A 21,552-nucleotide genomic window follows, 5' to 3' on the forward strand; every position below is an offset into this window, starting at 1 on the left:
CAGGCCGATCCAGCCGATCCTCGGCAGGCGCTCGCCAAGCCATGCGACGCCAAGCATCGCCGCAAGCAGGGGCTGCGTGTTGGCGATGACGGTGGCGAGGCCGGGAGACACGAATTCCGCCGCATGAAACATGCCCAGAAACCCCAGGCTGGTCGCCCCAAGGCCGACGACTGCCAGTGTCACCCAGATGCGCCCGCCGCGCGGAAATGGCCGACGCAAGATCATGGCCAACCCCACCAGAGCCGCGCCTGCCAGACCTGCCCGCATCGTCGCAAAGGTCAGGTGCGGCGCGTATTGCAGCCCCGCCGTGATCAGCGGAAAGCACGCCGCCCACAGGAACATGGCCAGAACGATCTTGGATATGACGGTTGGCGACATCGAGTTTCCTTGTCTGGATCAGAAATGGCAGGAATTGCGGAAATTTTCCGATGTGCCAACTTGGGGGCGAAGTAAAATGACGTTGCGCCCGCCTAAGTCTTACACCGGAAAGGCCAGAGGGCGCTGACCGAGCCTCCGATTCTTCGAGCCTCGGCAAAGCAATGACAGAACCGCAAGCAATCGGAGCAAGCGAAACACCCTGACGTTGTAACGTTTCCGGCGCTTCGGCGTCGTACTCCACAGAGGTGCAATATGAATGAGGACGGAAAACACCGCTCTTCCACAGAAGATCGGCCCGATTCACCCGCCAAGGCCGCGGATGCCGCCGTGCGTCGTGCGCTATTGGAAGGTCGTCGGCATATCCAGCATTTCCTGCTTCGACGGCTTGGTGACGCAGACGCCGCCGAAGAAGTCCTGCAAGTGTTCATGCTGCGGGCCATCGACCGCTCCGGGCAGCTTCGCGATGTGCGCGCCGTGCGTGGCTGGCTCAGCCAGATCCTCGCGTCGTCAATCGCTGACTACGGTCGCAAGGTTGGTCGGCAGCGTCAGAGGGAGGTGGTGATGGCCCCAACCGACCTGGACAACATCCAAGACGGGTTCGACGAAGAACTCGACGAGGCGATTTGCAATTGTCTTTACAAACTGCTGCCGACGATCAAGCCGGAATACGCGGAAGTGATCTGGCGCGTCGATCTTCAGGAGCAGCCGCGCGAGACCGTCGCCGCAGACCTTGGCATCACGCTGAACAACCTCACCGTCCGTCTCCACCGGGGTCGACAGGCGTTGAAGACGAGGTTGGAACAGATGTGCCTGACCTGCCCCGTTCATGGCTTTCTCGATTGCGATTGCGACGCGACGGAAAAGGCACGCGCGCGCTTTCAGGCGCTGAAAGACGATGCCGGGGCCCAAACGACGGACTGAACCCGGATGCGCGGGCCTTCTCTTTCCGGCATCAACGCAATTCGCCGATCGTGGACTACGATCTGTCAGCGCGGACATGCCGATCAGTCTTGCAAGGATTTTGCCAGCCTATGTCCAGTCTTCCACGCCATCCGCCGGGTTCGTAGACCGTCGCTCTGTAATGAACATTCCCGTCCTTCGTCTGTTCTACCAGACAGCGGCTGTTGATGCCGCCTTTGGAAGAATAACGGGATGGAGCAAGCAATCATGTCCAATGGCGAAACCTCTCACGATCAGCGTTATGAACATCAGGGGGGCCGAACCGGACGCGGGCGCCTCGCGCCGGCGCGGGCGGGCATGTGGTTGCTTGCCAGATCGCTTGGCCACCTCGTGCGAACCGGTCGTCTCACCGTGTTCGATCCCCTTGGCGAGACCTGGCGTTTCGGCCCCGGCGGCGGCCCTTCCGTGTCGATCCGTCTGACCGACAGGGCGCTGCCTGCGCGGCTGCTTGCGAATCCCAGCCTGGCACTGGGCGAGGCCTATATGGACGGGACGCTGCGCATCGAGGCGGGCACATTGCGCGACCTGCTGTCGATCTGCATGACGCAGATGGATGCAGTCGACGCATTGCCCGGCAGGCGGTTGACCCGCTGGCTGGATGGGTTTCGGACCCGCAGCCTGCATCACAATCCGATCCGCCGGTCGCACGCCAATGTGGCGCATCACTATGACATCTCGACCGACCTCTATGACCTTTTTCTCGACGCGGACCGGCAATATTCCTGCGCCTATTTCCCCACCGGCGGCGAAACGCTGGAGGAGGCCCAGGCGCTCAAGAAACGGCATATCGCGGCAAAGCTGCTGCTGCGGCCCGGACTGGAGGTTCTGGATATCGGCTCGGGCTGGGGCGGGCTGGGGATGGAGCTTGCACGGCAACATGGTGCCCGCGTCACCGGCCTGAGCCTGTCGACCGAGCAGATTGCCGCCGCCCGCGACCGCGCGGCGCAGTCTGGCCTGTCCGATCAGGTCGCGTTCGAGCAGCGCGATTACCGCGAAGAGCGCGGACAATATGACCGCGTCGTGTCGGTGGGCATGTTCGAACATGTGGGCCGCAGCGGGTTCGACGCGTTCTTTGCCACCCTGCAAAGGGTTCTGCGGCCCGATGGGGTCGCCCTTGTCCATGCGATCGGCACGAAGGCGCCCAGAGGCGGCAGCGATCCGTGGATCCGAAAATACATCTTTCCCGGCGGCTATCTGCCCAGCCTGTCCGAAACCATCGCGGCGGCAGAGCGGTCGGGGATGTGGGTCACGGATGTCGAGGTTCTGCGCCTGCATTACGCCGAGACCCTGCGGCACTGGTCCGAGCGGTTCGCCCAGGAACGCGAGACCGCGCTCAAGCTCTATGATGAACGGTTCTGCCGCATGTGGGAGTTCTACCTGGCCGCCTGCGAAATGGCGTTCCGGAATGGCCGCTTGATGGTCTTCCAGATCCAGCTTGCCAAACGCCGCGACAGCGTTCCACTGACCCGCGACTATATCGCCGAGACCGAGGCGGGGCAGATTGCGGGTAACATGTCGTCCGATACAGACACGAGGAGAGCGTCATGACAGATGAAAAACGGATCAGGGTCGCCGTGAACGGCTACGGCGTGATCGGCAAACGGGTGGCGGACGCGGTCGCCGCCCAGAATGACATGGAGATGGCCGGCGTGGCCGATGTCACCGCCGATTGGCGGGCCCGGATGGCGCGCGCGAAGGGCTTCGCGCTTTTCGCGGCAGATCCGGATCGCGCCCCGGCCATGCGCGCGGCCGGTCTCGACGTGGCAGGCGGTCTCGACGACCTGCTTGGCTCTGCCGATATCGTGGTGGACTGCACACCGAAGAAAGTCGCCGCGCGCAATGTCGAGACCTACCGCGAAACGGGAATCCGGTTCATCCTTCATGGCGGCGAGAAGCACGAGGTGACAGGCCATTCCTTCGTCGCCGAAGCGAATTACGCCAGCGCCATCGGGCGCGACAGCACCCGCGTCGTGTCCTGCAACACGACCTCGATCGTGCGCACGCTGGGGGCGCTCAAGCGGGCCAAGCTGCTCAGCGCGGCGCGCGGAACCCTGCTGCGCCGCGCCACCGACCCATGGGAAAGCCACATGGGCGGGATCATGAACACGCTTGTCCCCGAGCCCGAGATCCCCAGCCATCAGGGCCCGGATGCGCAAAGCGTCGATCCCGATCTCGACGTGATCACCATGGCCGTGAAAGTGCCGCAGACGCTTGCGCATCTGCATTACTGGTCGGTCAGGATGCCGCGCAATGCCTCCAGGGACGAAGTGCTGGACGCGTTCCGCGCCTCCTCGCGCATCGCGTTGATCAAGATGTCGGAGGGCCTGGGCGCGCTCAACGCGGTCAAGGAGATGATGGCCGATCTCGGACGCCCCAATGACAGCCTCTACGAGGTCGCGCTGTGGGAGGACATGCTCACGGTCGAGGGCGACGAATTGTTCTATGCCTATATGGTCGACAACCAGGCCATCGTGATCCCCGAAACCATCGACGCGATCCGTGCGCTGACCGAGGCCGAGCGCGACGCATCGACGTCGATTGCGCGCACGAACGCCGCACTTGGGGTCGGAACGCTCACGGCGACCTAACGGCCCCCGGCGGCCGGTTCCGACCCCTATGGGCAGAGATCCGATCAGCCCGCCGCCATGCCCCCGTCGACGGGATATTGCGCCCCGGTGATAAAGGCGGATTCGTCGGAGGCAAGGAACAGGACCAGATTGGCAATATCGAGGCTTTCGCCATAGCGGCCCAGCGGGATCGTGTCGGCAAGCTGTTGCTTCACCTCCTCGCCGTGGCCGGGATTGAACCCCTCCTCCAGCGACCGCATCATCCGCGTGTTGACCGGCGAGGGATGCACCGAGTTGACGCGCACATTGTGGCCCGCGGCCTCTATCGCGGCGGCGCGGGTCAGGCCGACGACGGCATGTTTCGAGGTGATGTAGGGCGCGACATTCGGGCTGCCCTTGAGGCCCGCGATGGACGACATGTTGATCACGCTGCCGGATTTCTGCCCGATCATCACCGGCAGGACATGCTGAAGCCCAAGGAACGCACCGCGCACATTGACCGCCAATACCCGGTCGAAATCCTCGATCTTCTGATCGACCAGCGGCGCGACCTTGCCCTCGATCCCGGCATTGTTGAAGAACACGTCGATGCGCCCGAACGCCTCGACGGTCTGCGCGACATATCTCTTGCTGTCTTCGACCGAGGAGACATCGGCCGCGATGGTCAGCAGGTCGTCCGGGTTGCCCAGATCCCGCGCGGCATCCGACAGGTCGTCATCGTCGAGGTCCACAAGCGCGACCCTGGCCCCTTCGCCCAGGAAGAGGCGCGCGGTTTCCAGACCGATACCCGCCGCACCCCCGGTGATCAGGGCGACCTTGTCTTTCAGACGTTTCATGGATAATCCTCCTTTGGTTTTCAGGTGTTTGCGATCATCGTTCCCGCGCGGCCTTCCAGCATGGCAAGCGCATCTTCCAGGCGGCCCACGCAGGCGTAGCGGTCGCGCCCCGAGACGAAGGATGCGGCGGCGGCCACCTTGGGCGCCATCGACCCCTCGGGCAGGTCGAGGCGCACCGCGTCCTCGGGCGATACCCGCCGTATCGCGGTCTGCGCCTCGGTGCCGAAACCGCGGAACACCGCCTCGACATCGGTCAGCAGCAACAGCGCATCGGCCTTCAGCTTGTGGGCCAGAAGCGCCGTCGCGTGATCCTTGTCGATCACCGCCTCGACCCCGATCAGCGAACCGTCGGCACGCCGGACGACCGGAATGCCGCCACCACCCGCACAGATCAGCGTCACGTCCTGCGCGAGCAGGAGCTGAAGCACCCGCAAGTCCGGAATGTCCATCGGCATCGGCGAGGGCACAACACGCCGCCAATGCGCACCGTCGGCCGCAATGCTCCAGCCGCGCGCTTCGGCCAGCCGCTCAGCTTCGGCCTTGTCATAAACCGGGCCGATGAACTTGGTTGGCCTGTCGAATGCCGGATCCTTGGGGTCGACCTCGATCTGGGTCAGCAGCGTGGCCACCGCGCGGTCGTGACCGAGTGCGTTTTCGAGCGCCTGTTCGATCATGTAGCCGATCATTCCATCGGTCTCGGCACCAAGCACGTCGAGGGGAAACGCCTCGTCAGGCTTGTAGGCCGCGCCCTGCAGCGCAAGCAGGCCGATCTGCGGGCCGTTGCCGTGGGTGATGACCAGCCTGTGTCCGGCGCGGATGATCTGCGCCAGCGCAGCTGCCGCACCGGCGACGTTGGTCCGCTGCGCCTCGGCGGTGAGCGGCTCGCCCCGGCGCAACAGGGCATTGCCCCCCAGGGCTGCGACAACCAGCATGGCGCTAAGACCCCAGCGTGGCGACGAGCACAGCCTTGATGGTGTGCAGCCGGTTCTCGGCCTGATCGAATACGATTGAGGCCGGGCTTTCGAACACCTCTTCCGTCACCTCCATCGCGGAGATGCCGAAAAGCTCGGCGATCTCGGCGCCGGTTTCGGTCTCGGCATTGTGGAAGGCGGGCAGGCAATGCATGAACCTGGTGCGCGGATTGCCGGTCTTGGCCATCACGTCGGCATTCACCTGATAGGGCGTCAGCAGCTCAATCCGTTCCGCCCATTTTTCTTTCGGCTCGCCCATCGACACCCAGACATCGGTATAGACGAAATCGACGTCTTTCACCGCGGCTTCCATATCATCGGTCAGCGTGATCCGTGCGCCGGTCTGCGCGGCGATGGCATCTGCCTCGTCGCGGATCGCCTGGCCCGGCCACAGGCTCTCGGGCGCGCTGAGCCGCACATCCATACCCATTTTGGCCCCGCCGATCAGCAGGCTGTCACCCATGTTGTTGCCCGCGTCGCCCAGGAAGCAATAGGCGATCTCGCGCAGCGGCTTGTCGGAATGTTCCTGCATGGTCAGAAAATCGGCGAGGATCTGGGTCGGGTGAAACTCGTCTGTCAACCCGTTGTAGACCGGCACCCCGGCGTATTGCGCCAGCGTTTCGACGATTGGGTGACCAAATCCACGATATTCGATCGCGTCATAGACCCGGCCCAGCACGCGGGCGGTATCCTTGACCGTTTCCTTCTTGCCCAGATGCGAACCGGAGGGGCCGAGGTAAGTGACATGCGCGCCCTGATCGTGGGCGGCCACCTCGAACCCGACGCGGGTGCGGGTGCTGTCCTTTTCGAAGATCAGGGCGATCTCCTTGCCGGTCAGACGCGGGACTTCGGTGCCCGCATATTTGGCCGCCTTCAGGTCGGCGGAGAGTTTCAGCAAGAAGCTGATTTCCTGCGGCGCGAAGTCGCGCAGGGCCAGGAAATGGCGGTTTCTCAGATTGTAGGACATGGGATTTCCTTATCGTCGGTGGTTCAGATTGCGTCGCGGATCGTCGGGCAACTCATGCAGTGGCTGCCGCCCCTGCCCCGGCCGAGTTCGGCACCGGGGATGGCCAGCACCTCGATCCCGGCCTCCTTCAGTGCGGCGTTGGTATCGTCGTTGCGGTCATAGCCGATGACGACGCCGGGGCGCAGCGCCAGCACGTTGTTGCCGTCATTCCACTGTTCGCGTGATTGCTCGGCCGCATCAGAACCGCCGGTGGGCACCAGATGCAGTTTCTTGTGGCCCAGAATTTCAGCGGTGATCTCGAATATGTGGCGCGCATCCCGGCGGATATCGAGCGCAGCCTTGCCGGCACCCGGGCGCAGGTCATAGCAGGTGATCGCATCCGCCACCTCCTTGAAAGTGGTCACCACATCGCCCCCGCAATGGGTGAAAACGGTGTCCAGATGCATCGCCGCGCGCGAACTGGGCATCTGGCAGGCGATGACGCGCGTCACGTCGCCACCCTCGAACAACGCCTCGGCCAGTTGGCCCACCGCCTGTGGCGTCGATCGTTCGCCCATGCCGACCATGACGACACCGTGGCCGATGGGCATCATGTCACCGCCTTCCAGCGTGGCGGTGCCGAACTCGCGCGTCGGATCGCCGAACAGGACCCTTACCCGACCCGCGAATGTCGGATGGAACCGGTAGACTGCTGCTATCAGCAGCGTTTCGGGTCGCCGCGCCGCGAAATGCATCGGGTTCAGGCTGACGCCGCCATAGACCCAGGCCGAATTGTCGCGTGTAAAGATGAAATTCGGTAGCGGCGGCAGCACGAAACCGTGCGGGCCGAGATAACTGCCGAACATGCCGGAGGGCGTGAACGGCAGATTGTCCACCGTGATGCCGCCGACCAGAAACCGCGCAAGATCGGTTCCGGGCAGGGCTTCCATCCAGGCACGCAGATCGCCCCGCATCCCGACGCCCACGTCATTGCGGGTGATACGGTGATCAAGCACCCATTTGCGCGCCTCGGAAATGTCCAGCGTCTCGCCCAGCAGCACCATCGCATCCAACACCTCGACCCCTTCGCCGCGCATGATATCGGCAAAGACGGCGTGATCCTTGATCGCCTGTTTGACCCAGAACACATCGTCGAACAGCAGGTCTTCACGGTTGTCCGGCGTCAGACGGCGATGCGCCAGGCCGGGTGGCGACACGATCACCTGCCGCAATGTGCCGGCTTCGGAATGAACGCCCAATTTCGGTTCAGACATCTGGAATGCCTCCTTCTTTCTAATCAGAGAATGGCGGCCAGACTGATCCCGGCCGAGATGAAGACGACGAGGATCAGCAGCAGGGGCCAGACGAAGACGACCCAGCGGTCGAACGACACGCGCCCGATGGCCAGACCGCCGATCACAACCGCAGAGGTGGGCGTGATCAGATTCACGAGTCCGCTCGCCGATTGATAGGCCGTCACCACGAGATCACGGCCGACCCCCGCGAAATCCCCCAACGGGGCAAGGATCGGCATCGACAGGACGGCCAGGCCGGACGACGACGGCACGAGAAAGCTCATCCCGATCTCGATCCAGAGCATCAGGTTGATGAACGCGACTTCCGGCAGGCCGCCGAGGGTATCGGCGGCACTATTCAGGATCGTGTCGGCAATCAGGCCCTGCTCCATGATCACCACGATGCCGCGCGCCAGACCGATCACCAGCGCAACTCCCAGAAGATCCTTCGCTCCGTCGACAAAGGACGACGTCAGCTTCTTCTCCCCCATGCGGGCGACCAGCCCGACGACGATGGCCATGCCGAAGAAGAGCGCGCCCATCCGAGCCATCCACCATCCCTGGCTGGAGACACCCCAAATCATCACCGCAAAGGTCGCAAAAAACAGGATCAGGACCAGCTTCTGAGTTCCGCTCAGCTTCGGCTCCTCGAACGTTGCATCCGTCTCGTTCAGAAAAAACTGCCGGTCGCTGTCGCGTTGCGCGGCGACGACGGACCGGGCCGGGTCGGCCTTGACCTTCGAGGCATAGCGCATGACGTAGGCCACGCAGATCGCGAGGCCGCCCAGCAGAAGGACCAGCCGCAGCGCGATACCATCCGTGAACGGGATGCCTGCCGCGTTAGACGCGATCACCGTGGCGAAGGGGTTGATCGTCGATCCCAGCGTGCCGATCCCGGCACCGATCAGGATGATCGCCACGCCGGTCACGGAATCGTACCCCGCTGCGATCACCACCGGGATCAGAAGCGCGTAAAAGGCCAGCGTTTCCTCGGCCATGCCATAGGTCGTACCGCCCAGGGCAAAGAGCGACATCAGGATTGGGATCATCCAGATCTCGCGCCCCTTCAGCCGCACCATCGCCGTCTGGATGCCGGTGTCGATGGCATTCGTGGCATTCACCACGCCCAGAAAGCCGCCTAGCAGCAGGACGAACAAAGCAACGTCGATCGCATTGGCGGCATAGCTGTCGGGATCGTAGAACCCGGCGACGGGCGCCAGCATCACATCGACAAAGCCCTGTGGATTGGGCTCGACCGTTTGATACGTACCCGGCACCGCGATCTCGCGGCCGACCTCTTCGTTCATGGCGCGGTCATATTGGCCCGCAGGGATAATCCAGGTCAGCGCCGCGACAACAATGATAAGCCCGAACAGGATGGAATAGGCGGTGGGAAACCGTGCCGCCATGCCCTTCCCGTCCGGTGTCTTGGTCGATGATGTGTCAGACATCTCAAGTCCCCCCCTTCAATGTGATTTCTGCGAGTGTCCGGCGTGAAGCGGCACCTGGCCTGCCTGCGCATCGCCCTGACCGCCGCCGCTGGCGGACCCACTATTGCCCGCACCAATACCTTCCAGCCGCGTTCGTTTCAGCAGCAGCGCGTTGACCGCCACCAGCGCGGAGCTGCCCGACATGGCAAGTGCTGCCACGGCGGGGCTGATGATCAACGGATAAAACACCCCTGCCGCCATCGGAAAGGCGACCACGTTGTACGCCACGGCCCAGAACAGGTTCTGGTGCATCTTGCGCAAGGTGGCGCGCGACAGCTCGATGGCCCCCACGACATCGTAGGGATCGCTTTTCATCAGCACGACATCGGCGCTTTCCATCGCTACATCCGTACCCGCACCGATGGCAAATCCGACATCGGCCTGGGTCAGCGCGGGTGCGTCGTTGACGCCGTCGCCGACCATGCCGACCTTCTTGCCCTGCGCCTGAAGCTCTTTCACCTTCTCGGCCTTCTGGCCCGGCAGCACGTCGGCCAGCACCATGTCGATGCCCAGCTCGCCCGCGATGCGGCGCGCCGTGCCTTCGTTGTCGCCGGTCAGCATCGCCACCTCGACGCCGCGTTCGCGCAGCTTGGCCACCGCGGCCATCGCACTTGGACGCGGCGCATCAGCGATGGCGATCAGGCCCAGCATCCGTCCGCCCTGCGCCACATGCACAACCGTGCGGCCCTCGCCCTTCAGGCGCTCGGCCTCCGCCGTCAGGGTGCCGACGTCGATACCCTCCTCGTCCATCAGGCGCCGATTGCCTACCAGCACGGTCTTGCCTGCGACTTCGGCGCGCGCGCCGCGGCCTTCGAGGTTGAGAAACTCGGCCATCTGCGGGACGTCGAGGTCCGCAGCGCGTTCGACAATGGCGAGCGCCAGCGGGTGGTCCGAGCCGCGATCGACGGCCGCCGCAGCCCGCAGCGCGTCATCCTCCGCGCCGCCTTCGGCGGCAACGACCTCGACCACGCGCGGTTCGCCCATCGTCAACGTGCCGGTCTTGTCGAAGACGATCACGTCAAGCTTGGTCGCGTCTTCCAGCGCACCGGCATTCTTGAACAGGATACCGTGCTGCGCCCCCAGCCCGGTGCCGACCATCACCGCCATCGGCGTCGCAAGCCCCAGCGCGTCAGGACAGGCGATTACGAAAACGGTGATCGTCAGTGTCAGCGCGAAGAGAAGCGGCGAGCCGATCCACCAGAACCAGACCGCGAAGGTCGCAAGCCCGATCACGATGGCGATCAGCACCAGCCATTGCGAGGCGCGGTCGGCCAGAAGCTGCGCGGGCGCCTTGGAGTTCTGCGCCTCCTGCACCAGCTTGACGATCTGCGCCAGCGCGGTATCGGCACCGACCTTGGTGGCGCGGTAGCGGAAACTGCCGCTCTTGTTGATCGTGGCGCCGATCACGGTGTCGCCCACGGCCTTGTTCACCGGCATGGATTCGCCCGTCAGCATGGATTCGTCCACCAGCGACGTGCCTTCGATAACCTCGCCATCGACGGGGATCTTGTTGCCGGGCCGGATCAGAACGACCTCGCCCTCCAGCACCTCGGAGGTGGGCACCTCGACCTCCTGCCCGTCGCGGATGACGGTCGCCATCGGCGGCGCAAGATCGAGAAGCGCCCGGATCGCCGCCGAGGCCCCTGCCCGCGCGCGCATCTCCAGCCAGTGCCCCAGCAGGATGAAGACCAGGAGCACCGCCACGGCCTCGTAGAACTGCACGCCGGGAAAGAAGAAGGTCGAGCCGACGCTGAACACATAGCCCGTGCCGACCGACAGCACGACCAGCACCGCCATGTTCAGGATGCCGTTGCGCAAGGCCCGCCAGGCGGCGACGAAGAACGGCCAGCTTGGCCAGATGATCGCGGCACTGCCCAGGAAGAACAGCCACAGGTCCAGCCGCAGACCGAAAGGCGGCGCGGGCGGCGTGAACATGCCCCCCATCGGCGAATAGATGAAGATCGGGACAGTGAACAGCAGCGCCACCCAGAAGCGGTTGCGCATGTCGCGGACCATCCCGGCCATGTCCATGCCGCCGCCATGGCCCATCTCATGCGCCATCGCGTCATGGCCGGCAGGGGCCTTTCCGCCATGCGCCGAATGGCCGTCATGGCCCGAGTGGTCCATCTTGCAGACATGGTTCGGAACCCGTTCGCCCGTGCAGTGGAAGCCGCAGGATTCGATCGCCTCGCGCAGCGCGTCCTCGCCCAGCACCGTCTCGTCATAGTGGACTGTCACGCTGGCCGAGGCCGGGTTCGCTTCGGCTCGGTGCACTCCGTCGAGGGCCGATAAATGACGTTCGACCGCGAGGTGATCGAGTTCCTCGAACAGCCCGCGGACTTCAAGGGTCAGTGTTCTCAATTTTGGCTCCTGTCGATTTTTCCTTGCGATCGGAAACGGCCGTTTGGTGGATAGACGTTGCAAGCGGGCGATCGTTACAGAGGCGACTGAAAACATGCGGCCAAGACGGGTGGTGCATTCAACAGCCTCCGTCGGGGCAACGCGGTGTGCCAAAACCCACCGGGCCGTAATTATCACGGTCGTGTAGCGTCAAAGACATCGCGGGGCGTGGACCGATAAAAGGCCGTTGCACAGTTTCTGACACTCCTCGGAGAAAACCGGAAAGCGGAGGCTGGACAATGACGGGACAGGTACAACCAGGAGGCAAGACTCACAAATCTTTCGCCCTTGTGTTCAGTGGCGGCGGCGCCAGGGGTCTCTCTCATGCGGGTGTGTTACGCGCGCTTATCTCCCGAGGCTTTGTGCCGAGCGCAATCGTGGGGGTATCCATGGGTGCGGTTGCGGGCGCCACCTACGCCCTGAATGACAATTGGTTCGACGCACTGGTAGACATGGATACCAGCGGGTTTCCGGCAACTCCGGACTTTCGCCTACCCGGTCTGGTCGCAAGAATGAGGGGGCTTCGTACCGCTTTGCTTGCCGCTCGCGACATGTATTTTGGCTGGGGGGTTGGCGCGCCTACCGAGTCATGGGGCCGCAGCGTCCTGTCTGGCCTGACGCAGGGCAAAAACCTGGAAGATGGCCGCATCCCGGTGTTCGTCTGCGCAACCGACATGCTGACCGGTACACGTGTGGTCTTTGGCAAGGGGCGTGCCACGGATTACGTCTATGCCAGCGCGGCGCTTGCCGGGATATTGCCGCCCTTGGTCGATGGACCGCATGTGCTGATGGACGGGGCCTATGCCGACATAGCGCCGGTCGATGTTGCAAGGGCAACAGGCGCAGAGGTCGTGATCGCGGTGGACCCAAGTCAGCGCGAAAACGCGGTTGGCCCGAAAAACGGCATGCAGGCGATGCTGCGATCCATAGAAGTCTGCCAGTATGAACATGCACGGCTGCGGTTCGATCAGGCGGATCTGGTGATACGACCCGATTTCGGGCGCTCGATCGGCACACTGGAATTCGGGCTCAAACGTCGCTGCATCGCTGCCGGGGCCGTTGCCACGCGCCGCACATATGCAGAAATCGCGGAGTTGCTTGATCCCGGGCAGCCTAAGCGGCCGGCCGACCCGCTTGCGGGTTGAAAAGCCAGATCACTGCTTTGACGCGAACGGCGCGAACTGCCCTCTGCGTCAATTGGGAATTACCTTCGCAAACAGCCCCATCAGCGCCGTGACCAGCGCGGTCGCACAAAGCACGACCAACAGCCATCGCTGGCACGGGAATGCCAATCACCGCCGGCCACGGATAGCGTGTCTCGATTACCGCGCCGAACAGCAGCACCTTGCCAACAAATCCGAACGGCGGTGGAATCCCGGTGAGCGAGAGCGGGAACGCGACCATTGCAACTCCGCAGTCCTAGATGCAGCCTCTTGGTCAGACCGGCCTGTCGGGGCGACACTGAACAGCGTCTCCAAGTCGTACTCGCAGGATGGTCAGTGGCACAGACGGCGACTAGGATAAATCTAAGAACCTGTTACGTGGTATCGGTTTGGGCGACGGACGTTTTCAAACTGAAAGAAACGGAGAGAAGTTTCCATGTGCCTATCCGCCCAGGTCAGCTTTGCCGCCAGCGTGTTCCTTGTCGGCGGCGGGACTGCCATTTCGATTTTGGCCTTGCAGCGCAACAAACGCTACTTGCCGCTTGCCCTGATGCCGCTTTTCGCCGGCCTTCAGCAATTCACGGAGGGTTTTGTCTGGGTCGGCATGAACGGAAATGATCCCCTGACGGTTTTATGGGGGGCCATGGGGTTCATCTTTTTCACTTGGTTTATCTGGCCAATCTGGGTGCCGTTCTCGGTCTACGTACTCGAGCCGGACGAGAGTTCCCGCAAGAGGCTGTTCCTGCTGCTGGCCCTGATCGGGCTGATTTTCGGTCTATTGCTTTACATCCCGCACGGGCTCGACAGCAGCATGGTCGTGGTCGAGATCAACAATCAGTCGCTGGCCTATGAAAAATCCATGTGGCTTGATTTCATGATGCCGCGCTGGTTGACCAACACGATCTACGTGACCCTTATCACCTTGCCCCCGGCACTGTCGCATTACAAGCATGTGCGCCATTTCGCCCTGACGCTGGTGGCGGTCATCGTGGTCGACATCGCCTTCCTGCAATACGCCTACATATCATTTTTCTGCCTGCTGGCGGGTCTGGCAACACTGCATCTGGTTTACATGTGAACGGCGGAGCAATACTCGGCCACGGTAGCGACGGCATAGTGTTGTCGCGGGCGGCGTAAAAGTCGTCCACTTTTGCCCTTTCGGATTTCGGGAGGGCTTGGGGATATACACCGTGGACTTGTATTTGAAGGTGCGTCACGCTCATTTCCAGGATGGATTGAGCGGACGCCAGATTGTCCGGGATTTTGGGATCAGCCGGGACAGTGTTGCGAAGATGTTGGCCTATTCGGAACCGCCGGGATATCGGCGGACAGCGCCGATCAGGCGCCCGAAGCTGGATGCGTTCACCAGCCAGATGGACCAATGGCTTGCTGAAGACAGGAGCCGCCCTCGCAAGCAGCGTCACACCGCCAAGCGTATTTTCGAGCGGTTGCGGGACGAGTGCGGTTTTGATGGCAGCTACACCATCGTCAAGGATTACGTTCGAGACCGGAAGCGGACCGGCAAGGAGATGTTCGTGCCGCTGAGCCATCCGCCCGGTCATGCACAGGCCGATTTTGGTGAAGCGCTTGTCGTGATCGGCGGCGTCGAGCAGAAGGCACACTTCTTTGCCCTCGATCTGCCGCACAGCGACGCATGCTACATCCGGGCCTATCCTGCGGCCAATACCGAGGCGTGGCTTGACGGCCATGTCCATGCCTTTGCGTTCTTCGGCGCGGTTCCCCAGTCGATTCTTTATGACAATGACCGCTGCCTGGTTGCCCGGATTCTGCCGGATGGCTCCCGGCAAAGAACCCAGCGGTTCAGCGCGATGTTGTCGCATTACGTGATCCGGGACCGCTATGGCCGTCCCGGCAAGGGCAATGACAAAGGGGCCGTGGAGGGGCTGGTCGGCTACGGACGTCGCAACTTCATGGTGCCGATCCCGTCCTTTCCGGACTGGCACGCGTTCAACGCTCACCTGGAAGAGCAGTGCCGCAAGCGCCGGGGTGATGTTCTGCGTGGCCACAAGGTCAGCATCGGGGAACGGCTGAAGGCCGATCTCGCGGCGATGCGGGATTTGCCCGGCACCCCCTTTGAGGCCTGTGAGTTGCAAAGTGGCCAGGTCACATCGACATCCGTGGTGCGTTATCGCGGCAATGATTACTCGGTGCCGGTTGCCTACGGCCACCGTGCGGTCTGGATCAAGGGCTTCGTGACCCGGGTTGTCATCGGCTGCGGCGCCGAGGTGATCGCCGAGCATTCGCGCTCCTATGACACCGGCGACATGGTGTTTGATCCACTGCATTACCTGGCGCTGATCGAACGCAAGATCATGTCCTTCGATCAGGCCGCGCCTCTGCAGGGCTGGGAGTTGCCCGAAGCGTTCAAAACCCTGCGCCGACTGCTGGAAGCCCGGCAGGGAAAGGCCGGCAAGCGCGAGTATGTGCAGGTCCTGCGCCTTCTGGAGCGCTTCGAGATTGACGTGCTGCATCTTGCCGTCAAAGATGCCCTGCGAATGGGAGCGGTCAGCTTCGATGCAATCAAGCACCTGATCTTGTGCAGGGTCGAGCAAAGGCCTCCGAGGCTGGATCTGGATGTTTATCCCTTCCTGCCCAGAACCAACATCACCACCACCTCCGCCGCATCTTACATGAGCCTGCTGGCAGGGGGTGGGGCATGACAGATGCACCCGAACTGCTGCTGGCCCACCATCTCAAAACGCTTCGGCTGCCCACGTTCCTGCGTGAACATGACAAGCAGGCCCGTATCTGCGCCGCTGAAGGCGTAGATCACGTGCGTTACCTGGCCCGGCTGACCGAGCTGGAACTGATCGACCGGGAACGGCGCATGGTGGAACGCCGGATCAAGGCCGCAAAGTTCCCGACCATCAAAAGCCTGGACAGCTTCGACTTCAAGGCGATCCCGTCGCTCAACAAGATGATGGTGCTGGAGCTGGCGCGCTGCGAATGGATCGAACGCAAGGAGAATGTGATCGCGCTCGGTCCCTCCGGCACCGGCAAGACCCATGTCGCCCTCGGGCTGGGACTGGCTGCCTGCCAGAAAGGATTGCCTGTCGCCTTCGTGACCGCCGCAGCTCTTGTGCACGAGATGATGGAGGCCCGCGACGAAAAACGCCTCCTGCAACTCCAGCGCAAACTCGCCAAGGTCAAACTGCTGATCATCGACGAGCTGGGATTCGTCCCCTTGAGCAAAACCGGCGCCGAGCTTCTGTTCGAGCTGATCTCACAGCGCTACGAGCGAGGGTCGACCCTGATCACAAGCAACCTGCCCTTCGAGGAGTGGACCGAAACCTTCGGCACCGAACGCCTGACCGGCGCGCTGCTGGACCGGCTGACACACCACGTCAACATCCTCGAGATGAACGGCGAAAGCTACCGCCTCAATCAAAGCCGCGCCCGCCTCGCCGCCGCTAACAAATGAACCTCACAGAATTGGCCTGACGGCCAATGCGCCTTGGACCGGGCTTGCTATATGAGGGCCGCACGCTCCAAGGCGCTCGCCCCAAACTGGCCCACTTTTGCTCCGCCACAATGGCCGAATTTTACTCCGCCGTTGACAGATTTACGCAGTGCCGCACTCGCGGTGTTGTATCGCTTGGAAGAACGTCTGCTTCAGCTTCGCGATGCCAATGAAACTGCTTGGCTGCTCTCCAACGAGGCCAACAAAGTGGTGGGAGAGCCCCTCGCGGCGCTTCGCCAATGCGCCCACCAGCTGGGCGACAGAATTGACGCATCAGATGAGGCAAGCAGCCGGAAATTCCTGTCAGAGGTCCGGGATTTGTCCGACGAACAGCTTCTTCAAAAGCTGGCCGAGCGCGATGGAACGGTGATCAGGTGGCGGGACGGTCGTATCGGTCTGGGACCAGCAGCCGGAGAGATGCCAAGCATCGATGCAAGCGAACCCGTCAAGGATGCCGAGTTCGCACCCCAATTATTCCGACTTTACAATCTTCATTGCCTTGTCACCGAACTGAACGGCGATGTGAACCCAGGATGTCGGGACACAGCAGCTGAAGAACGAGCATGACGAACACAACGCTTATCACCCTCTTCATGCCGCCCAAGGATTGTTTCGGGGATTTCGGTTTCTTCTGCGGATTTACGGCAACGCCCAATGTGATGGGGCAGATCCGGCGCAGCTTCACTGGAGAAATGGCGCGCCCCGTGTTAGCCGCGTTCATTCACCCGACCATGAACGCAATTTCGGACATATCGGGCCTAGCCTGGATGTGGATGCGACTGCAGGATCGAGGTTACAACCTGTTGCATGCCAAGGTTGCTTTGCTGGGATTTCGCAAACGCGATGAAGATGGATATATCATCAGGCTCGCGGTCAGCACGGGAAACTGGACGCAAGACCCTTTGACGGACAGTATCGACCTGTTCTGGTCAATTGATCTTCAGACCGATGATCCGAAAGATCAGGATATTGCAGATATTCGGGCGGCCTGGAACATGTTTGAATGGCTGCGTGAACGCGGGGATTGCGCGCTGATCGAACGGGAATATGACGGCGCGCTGCCCTATGCGCGCCTTAAGGAACAGATCGGTCACCTTCCGGCCTCTACCTTGCCGCCGCGCTTCATCGACAGCCGGTCTCAGGCTTTGCTCCCACAGGTTGTCGATCGACTTGGACTGGGAAAAAAGGCAGATCGCCTAATCCTTGGGTCCGGTTATTTTGAAGCAGAAGGCGATGGTGGCGCGGGGCTGCCTGAGAGGTTTCGCGAGAAGCTGGTCGAAGAAAAGCTCTTGAAGAAATCTGCGACTTTGGACCTGTTTTTGAACCCGCTGTCCTGTCAAGGTCTGGCCATGCGTGGCCCGGCCCTGACCGCGGCTGGTTGGAATCTCAGGCGCCCGATTTCCGCTATGCATGGCGAGGATGGGCAACTTCACGCTAAGTTTGTATTGCTCGGCGCAGGGCACGACGAGGCCGTTGGGCGCGTCTATCTAGGGTCGGGAAATCTCAGCCGGAACGGATTTGAAAAGGCCGCCAGCGCGGGTGGCAATCTTGAAGCGGGCGTTGTCGTCGATCTTCCCAAAGGCTTGAAATGGCGCAGCCGAAAGAACAGCAAGCATGGTTTTGCGACCCTGTTGCCAATCCAGTTCAACGAGACCGTCGAACCTTCGAAGCTACACTCTGGCAGCGGGTTTGTGCCCCCCGAGGAGCCTGAAACCCTGCCGCCAGTGTCTTGGTTGATCTGGAAGGATGGTACGATCTGTGCGCCAGGCGGGATTGTTCTGGATGTCATAGGTCCAGACGGTGCATCGTGCCCCACGCCCTGCATCTGGCCTGCACCTGCTCCAGCCGTTGTCACGCTGACACACGGTGGCTGGCGCGTTCCCGTGATCGCGGAGGGCGTGCTTGTTGTGCCGCGGCCATCCGAATTGACGGTGGAAGACGTCTTGGCCGGCCTGCAGGCGTTCCCAGAACCCTTGGACGCAGATCAGCCCGATGACGGACCCGAAGGCGGCGAGCCAATGGTAGAAGCCTCGGACACCACGGATTTGCCACCCGCAACCTATGCTATTCGCCGGATGATGAGCCTTCTGGTGCGGCTTGGCGAGACCCAGGCAAGACTTGACCCGCGAGATTGGCAGCGTTGGTGTCGAGAACTGCGTCAGACTTTGCGCGCGATCTGCAAGCAGGAGCAGCCGATGATTGGCTTTTTTCGCGATGCGAAGGCAAATCCCTTGCCGGCATTAATGGACCCGCGGATGTGCCCTGGCGATATCAACCTGACCTTGCTGGAACAATCGTTGAAGGCTGTGGCTCGGGAATGGAAGATCGATGACCTTCCGTCGCTTTGGGCTGACGAGGACATGTGACATGGATTGGATGAAGGCCGCTGATTATCTTGAGCAGCTCGCGTCGCAGCAGACGGATGAACCGCTTGATGCTGGACAGCGCGCATCTGTTGCGCAACTTGCCGCGCGGATCAGATCCGGTCAGCGGGCCGCTTTGCTGGCCGACTGTCGCTTTGCCTTTAAATCTGAGACATGGCGCTTTGAGCGTCGAGTTTTGTCCTTAACTGTGAGATTCGGCTGTCTTTGGTCCTGTGCTTCTGGCGCGCTGTTGCGCAACATGATCAACTGCGGCAAGCAGACGTGGCTCTCTCTCGAAGGCGCGCAACAGAGCAATTCTTACATAGTCGTCGGCACCGGCGCTGGATATGGCCGCTTTTATCAGCGGACGAGACTGGGCCGCAGCGATCGCCGCAAGGCAGAACAGCCTCACTTCCGGTCTGGGGCTCTGAAGAGCGAATAACGGATCCCCGCGGACGGCCTTGAGCGACATGCCAAAGGTGACCGCGCGCATCGCACGTCGAAGTAGGTTGGGGCGGTTTGACGTCGCTGCGTGCTCAAGCAGCCCTGCCCCGCAGCGCGCACGGTCTATCAGTTTTTCAGGCAACTTTTCGTCACCGGGCTTTGCGAGGCTCCGAACAAGTAGGGTCCCGCAAAATTGGCAATCAAATGCCCAGGATCGCCGCCAATGCCTGAGCGAGAGGCCGCGTCGGGAACACTCGGGGCAAGACTGGAAAGGAACTTGCGCTGTGAGCATCATCTCCATTTTCGTCATTGCCCTAAAAGTCATTGACTGCACGGTGTCGGGATCGACACGCGCAGCGATAGATATCTTTTCCGCATCGGCCGCCTCAACGTCGAAGTCCAGGGCGGCGCCATGTCGTGTATCGATCTCGATATGGGCCAGCAGTTCCGCGTCATTACAGTAGTTGGCCGCAGCCAGCCGAGACAACCAACCTGACAACAACTCGTCTGGCAGCGGCGCGACAGTCTTTGGCAGCGGGCGCGGCTTCACACCCGGGACTTCTCGAGCCGCCGCCCAGCGGACGCGTGACGCGACCAAACCGGCGTCCATTTTGCGATTGCGTCATCGGTGATGCATTCATCACCAGTGACAATGGCGTCGATGGAAAGATCCTTGATCAGGGCGAAGATGCGCGAGGTCACCCCACCGGTCAGTGCAAGCATCTGCTTGAGCGACTTGACCTTCAGATTGGATTTCTTCTCGAGGGGCATTGCCGCGATGAGTGTTTGAATCATGTCCGAGAACTCGGCATCGTCGCGCCAGTTTGGCAGGTGATGTTCGTCCAGCCGCCTGGCAAGCTGGAGATCACCACGGATGGCATCGACGGCCTCGCTGACCCCGAGGCATACCAGCGACACTTCGAGTTCATTGCTGAGATACCGCAGAACATTGAGAAAGCGGCGCTGTTCGCGGTGGGTCCCGGCCAAAAGATTGTGGACCTCGTCGATCATGATCATCCGCAGGCCAAGGTCGCGCAAGAGTGCGATGACACGGACTTCGAGGGAAGCCACATTTTGAGCGCGGGCGCTCAGTGCCGTCGCCGGGGCGCCGACGGCGGCCAAGATGTGCAGATAGAACCGCCGTTCGTCGGGTGCGGGCGGCGCTTGCAACAGCAGAAGCGGTGTGCGCGTGATGCCTGACGGCGGATCGTATTCTGGTGCGTACTTGCGCGACAGGTTTCGGGCGATCATCGTCTTTCCGATCCCGGACGCGCCATGCACAAGAAGGCCAGGCATACGGGTTTGCCTTGGCGCCTCGATCATACCCTGCAAACGGTCCAGCACTTGTTCGGCCCGCGGAAAGCCGATCCAAATGTCCGATTGAATGAGGGCGATCCGACCGTCTTCCTCAGTTGTCCCTGCCGTCAATTCACCATCTCTCTACCTTGAACAATGGGCGCGATGTATCACCCGTATCGATCGCGCGCAGCCCTTCGGTTGTCGCGACAGCCGAGTTGGCGCCCTCCAATGTCCCTTTTCTTTCACGGGATCGGCGTTCGGCCTTCGTGAGGCCCCGGCTTTCAGCTTCGATCTGGCGTTGCTGTCGGATCAGCTCAGCCAGGACCAGCTCATTGGACCCGGACTTGCCAAGTGCACGGGCCTTCCTCATGGCTTCGCGATATTCCCAGAGCGGCACGGGCGGAATTTCCAGGTTTCTGTAACGCGCCTCAACATATCGGCCATCGTCCAATTCGACCCAGATCATTGAGATATCGCGAGGGTCGTAGCGAACGACCACCTTCCCATCGCTGCGCCCAATGTGGCCTGCAAGAGCATCCGACCAGTACCGTATCTGAAACAGATGGATGCCGTCACGCCTGACCTTGCGCAATTCGCTCGGCAAGAAGCTCACCCGAAAGGCTTCCATCTCGAAGGGGATGTCGCCCATCATTTGCTCTGAGAGCGCCTCCCATTTGGCGACGGGCGTACAGCCAAGACTTGAATGAATGCTGTTGTTGTAGCGGCAGATTTCCAGGGCAAACCAGCGATCGAAGTCGCCTAAAGTCATCGTGGCCATGCCTTCGGCATCGTAGTCGCCCTTGGCCACGACCGAGGATTGCGTTGTTCCAGGCAACAGGTGCACGGCCCCCATCATCGTGCCGATCAATCGTTCGATGTGCCCTCCGAAATGAGGACTGCCTGGCGGCCGATAGACCAGATCGATCCCCCATTCCGCACATGCCGACCGAAAGGCATGC

The 21,552-nt window shown here is 61.9% G+C and carries 20 protein-coding genes and 1 pseudogene; 10 read left to right on the top strand and 11 right to left on the bottom strand.

The window, feature by feature from the left end:
- Window positions 1–378 (bottom strand): DMT family transporter (locus tag AC13D8_RS16145; protein ID WP_482969689.1); only part of this gene is annotated, 378 nt, incomplete at its 3' end.
- A 252-nt stretch (window positions 379–630) separates the two neighbouring features.
- Between AC13D8_RS16145 and AC13D8_RS16150 the strand changes: the two genes are divergently transcribed.
- The 3 genes from AC13D8_RS16150 (at window position 631) to AC13D8_RS16160 (ending at window position 3,926) form a co-directional block, all read left to right on the top strand.
- Window positions 631–1,299, top strand: coding sequence for an RNA polymerase sigma factor (locus tag AC13D8_RS16150; RefSeq protein ID WP_482969690.1), 669 nt, complete (start codon window positions 631–633; stop codon window positions 1,297–1,299).
- A gap of 246 nt (window positions 1,300–1,545) precedes the next feature.
- Window positions 1,546–2,886 carry a class I SAM-dependent methyltransferase gene (locus AC13D8_RS16155; protein ID WP_482969691.1) on the top strand — a complete coding sequence of 447 codons (1,341 nt, stop codon included), beginning with the start codon at window positions 1,546–1,548 and terminating at the stop codon, window positions 2,884–2,886.
- Window positions 2,883–3,926, top strand: coding sequence for a type II glyceraldehyde-3-phosphate dehydrogenase (locus AC13D8_RS16160; RefSeq protein WP_185926687.1), 1,044 nt, complete (start codon window positions 2,883–2,885; stop codon window positions 3,924–3,926). The genes AC13D8_RS16155 and AC13D8_RS16160 overlap by 4 nt, the downstream gene beginning before the upstream one ends.
- Before the next feature lie 44 nt (window positions 3,927–3,970).
- Here the strand turns inward: AC13D8_RS16160 and AC13D8_RS16165 are convergent, their stop codons facing one another.
- Genes AC13D8_RS16165 through AC13D8_RS16190 form a run of 6 tightly spaced genes read right to left on the bottom strand, consistent with a single transcriptional unit; the run spans window position 3,971 to window position 11,804 of the window.
- On the bottom strand, window positions 3,971–4,741 hold the full coding sequence (locus tag AC13D8_RS16165; protein ID WP_482969692.1) for an SDR family NAD(P)-dependent oxidoreductase: 771 nt from the start codon (window positions 4,739–4,741) through the stop codon (window positions 3,971–3,973).
- Window positions 4,742–4,761: 20 nt separating this feature from the next.
- Window positions 4,762–5,673, bottom strand: coding sequence for a carbamate kinase (arcC, locus tag AC13D8_RS16170; RefSeq protein ID WP_482969693.1), 912 nt, complete (start codon window positions 5,671–5,673; stop codon window positions 4,762–4,764).
- Between the two features lie 4 nt (window positions 5,674–5,677).
- A complete protein-coding gene (gene argF, locus AC13D8_RS16175) occupies window positions 5,678–6,679 on the bottom strand; it encodes an ornithine carbamoyltransferase (protein WP_368999822.1) in 1,002 nt (333 codons plus the stop codon).
- A gap of 23 nt (window positions 6,680–6,702) precedes the next feature.
- The gene (locus tag AC13D8_RS16180; RefSeq protein ID WP_368999821.1) at window positions 6,703–7,932 is read right to left on the bottom strand and encodes an arginine deiminase; all 1,230 of its coding nucleotides are present in this window, start codon (window positions 7,930–7,932) and stop codon (window positions 6,703–6,705) included.
- 23 nt (window positions 7,933–7,955) lie between these two features.
- A complete protein-coding gene (locus AC13D8_RS16185; protein WP_368999820.1) occupies window positions 7,956–9,404 on the bottom strand; it encodes a YfcC family protein in 1,449 nt (482 codons plus the stop codon).
- Between the two features lie 15 nt (window positions 9,405–9,419).
- The gene (locus AC13D8_RS16190) at window positions 9,420–11,804 is read right to left on the bottom strand and encodes a heavy metal translocating P-type ATPase (protein WP_482969694.1); all 2,385 of its coding nucleotides are present in this window, start codon (window positions 11,802–11,804) and stop codon (window positions 9,420–9,422) included.
- A 278-nt stretch (window positions 11,805–12,082) separates the two neighbouring features.
- Here AC13D8_RS16190 and AC13D8_RS16195 point away from each other — a divergent pair, with 278 nt between their 5' ends.
- Window positions 12,083–12,988 (top strand): patatin-like phospholipase family protein, encoded by a 906-nt coding sequence (locus tag AC13D8_RS16195; protein WP_107978334.1) that lies wholly within the window; start codon window positions 12,083–12,085, stop codon window positions 12,986–12,988.
- On the opposite strand, the gene AC13D8_RS16200 is transcribed toward AC13D8_RS16195, so the two are convergent.
- The gene (locus tag AC13D8_RS16200) at window positions 12,957–13,247 is read right to left on the bottom strand and encodes a hypothetical protein (protein WP_223228166.1); all 291 of its coding nucleotides are present in this window, start codon (window positions 13,245–13,247) and stop codon (window positions 12,957–12,959) included. The genes AC13D8_RS16195 and AC13D8_RS16200 overlap by 32 nt on opposite strands.
- A gap of 195 nt (window positions 13,248–13,442) precedes the next feature.
- Here AC13D8_RS16200 and AC13D8_RS16205 point away from each other — a divergent pair, with 195 nt between their 5' ends.
- The 6 genes from AC13D8_RS16205 to AC13D8_RS16230 all read left to right on the top strand — a co-directional run bounded on the left by AC13D8_RS16205 (window position 13,443) and on the right by AC13D8_RS16230 (window position 19,292).
- Entirely contained in the window at window positions 13,443–14,084 is a 642-nt protein-coding gene (locus AC13D8_RS16205) for a DUF6629 family protein (RefSeq protein WP_482969695.1), read from the top strand.
- A 103-nt stretch (window positions 14,085–14,187) separates the two neighbouring features.
- Window positions 14,188–15,687, top strand: a complete 1,500-nt coding sequence (gene istA / locus AC13D8_RS16210) for an IS21 family transposase (RefSeq protein WP_482969699.1) — start codon at window positions 14,188–14,190, stop codon at window positions 15,685–15,687.
- Window positions 15,684–16,448, top strand: coding sequence for an IS21-like element helper ATPase IstB (istB, locus tag AC13D8_RS16215; RefSeq protein ID WP_058317429.1), 765 nt, complete (start codon window positions 15,684–15,686; stop codon window positions 16,446–16,448). The genes istA and istB overlap by 4 nt, the downstream gene beginning before the upstream one ends.
- Window positions 16,449–16,580: 132 nt before the next feature.
- Complete coding sequence (locus tag AC13D8_RS16220) at window positions 16,581–17,054, top strand: hypothetical protein (RefSeq protein ID WP_482969696.1); 474 nt, start codon at window positions 16,581–16,583, stop codon at window positions 17,052–17,054.
- On the top strand, window positions 17,051–18,853 hold the full coding sequence (locus tag AC13D8_RS16225) for a hypothetical protein (RefSeq protein ID WP_482969697.1): 1,803 nt from the start codon (window positions 17,051–17,053) through the stop codon (window positions 18,851–18,853). The genes AC13D8_RS16220 and AC13D8_RS16225 overlap by 4 nt, the downstream gene beginning before the upstream one ends.
- Window position 18,854: 1 nt before the next feature.
- Window positions 18,855–19,292: a hypothetical protein gene (locus AC13D8_RS16230; RefSeq protein ID WP_482969700.1), complete on the top strand. Its 438-nt coding sequence runs from the start codon at window positions 18,855–18,857 to the stop codon at window positions 19,290–19,292.
- A 213-nt stretch (window positions 19,293–19,505) separates the two neighbouring features.
- On the opposite strand, the pseudogene AC13D8_RS16235 reads toward AC13D8_RS16230, so the two are convergent.
- The 3 genes and pseudogenes from AC13D8_RS16235 to AC13D8_RS16245 all read right to left on the bottom strand — a co-directional run.
- A pseudogene (locus AC13D8_RS16235) lies at window positions 19,506–19,904 on the bottom strand (TniQ family protein); the annotation flags it as partial.
- Window positions 19,841–20,722, bottom strand: coding sequence for a TniB family NTP-binding protein (locus AC13D8_RS16240; RefSeq protein ID WP_093037101.1), 882 nt, complete (start codon window positions 20,720–20,722; stop codon window positions 19,841–19,843). The gene AC13D8_RS16240 and the pseudogene AC13D8_RS16235, both read right to left, overlap by 64 nt.
- 1 nt (window position 20,723) lies before the next feature.
- On the bottom strand, window positions 20,724–21,552 hold an 829-nt coding region (locus AC13D8_RS16245; RefSeq protein WP_482969698.1), incomplete at its 5' end, for a Mu transposase C-terminal domain-containing protein.

The sequence above is a fragment of the Roseovarius sp. B-10 genome (genome assembly GCF_056859295.1).